This is a genomic window from Caulobacter sp. D5, from assembly GCF_003185805.1.
Classification (GTDB): Bacteria; Pseudomonadota; Alphaproteobacteria; order Caulobacterales; family Caulobacteraceae; genus Caulobacter.
In genome coordinates, this window is sequence record NZ_QHJY01000531.1 from 1 (window position 1) to 1,434 (window position 1,434).

At 68.8% G+C, this 1,434-nt stretch carries 2 protein-coding genes; both read left to right on the forward strand.

Translation table 11 applies throughout. From position 1 onward, the window contains the following. Positions 1-243 (forward strand): hypothetical protein (locus DMC18_RS26385; protein WP_233248292.1); only part of this gene is annotated, 243 nt, incomplete at its 5' end. 88 nt (positions 244-331) lie between these two features. Continuing rightward, positions 332-1,255 carry a DnaJ C-terminal domain-containing protein gene (locus DMC18_RS24860; protein ID WP_110120742.1) on the forward strand — a complete coding sequence of 308 codons (924 nt, stop codon included), beginning with the start codon at positions 332-334 and terminating at the stop codon, positions 1,253-1,255. The last annotated feature ends 179 nt before the right edge of the window (positions 1,256-1,434 follow it).

Here is a 1,434-nt window from a genome sequence, read left to right on the forward strand (position 1 = left end):
GCGCGGGTCGGCGGCGACAGCTGGGAGGCTGAGGTTCCGGCCGGGGAGGCGCTGTGGCGGGTGGAGATCCTGGACGGCGAGGCCGTGGTGCGGACGGCCGATGTCGAGGCGGCGGGCTTCGTCTGGACGGCGGCGATGCGGGCGGCGGACCTGCCATCTGGGCCGTCCGGCGCCCTGTCGGCGCGGGTGCGGCAGGGCTCGGCGAGCTGGGGCTGGGGCGCGCCTGCGGCAACGGGTCTGTGATATTAATGCAACATTTGGCTTGCGCCCGGCGCGGAACGGCCTAAGTGAGGGGCTTCGACTTTTATCCGTAAGTTTTCGAGGGCCTTCCTTGGCGCGCGACCCCTATCTGGAGCTTGGTGTTTCCCGCGGCGCGAGCGCCGATGAGATCCGCAAGGCGTTCCGCAAGCTGGCCAAGCAGTATCACCCCGACACCAATCCGGGGGACAAGAAGGCCGAAGACAAGTTCAAGCTGGTCAGCGCGGCCTTCGACATCCTCGGCGACGCCGAGAAGAAGAAGAAGTTCGACGCCGGCGAGATCGACGCCGACGGGCGCGAGACCATGCGCGGCTTCGGCGGGGCGGGCGGCAATCCGTTCGGCGGCGGCGGCTTCAACCGGGGCGGCGGTTTCGGTCGCGGCGGCGAGGGTCCCGAAGTCGACCTCAACGACCTGTTCGGCGACATCCTGGGCCGCAATCGCGGCGGTGGTGGCGGCTTTGGCGGCGGCTTCTCGGCCAAGGGCGCCGACGTGCGCGCCAAGCTGGAGATCGACCTGGAAGAGGCGATCAAGGGCGGCAAGAAGCGCGTGGCCTTCTCCGACGGCCGCACCATCGACGTGACCATCCCGACCGGCGCCCAGGAAGGCCAGACCCTTCGCCTGAAGGGGCAGGGCAGCCCCGGGCGCGGCGGTCCGGGCGACGCCTTGATCGAACTGGCGGTCAAGGCCCACCCGATCTATCGCAAGGAAGGCGAGCACCTGGTCATGGACCTGCCCGTCTCGATCCCCGACGCGGTGCTGGGCGGCAAGGTCGAGGCCCCGACGCCCGACGGTCCGGTGAACGTCACCGTGCCCAAGGGCGCCAACAGCGGTTCGAAGCTGCGGCTGAAGGGCCGCGGCCTGTCGGACGCCAAGGGCCACCGCGGCGACCTCTACGCCCGTCTCGTGGTCACCCTGCCCGAGACCATCGACGAGGACCTGGAGAAGTTCGCCCAGGCCTGGCGGGACCAGAAGCCGTATACGCCCAAGCGGCGGTAGGGGCTGGATCGCTAAAGCTATCCCGCGGACCTGCGCGCGACGATCTTTCTCGCTTTCTCTCACCAGTCGTCGGTGAAGGGCCGCCTCTCGACCCGTTGCGGACATCTATCTCGAACCAAGCCCTCTCTCTTAGAGAGAGGGAGGGGCCCATCGCGTAGCGATGGGAGGGTGAGTGGTTA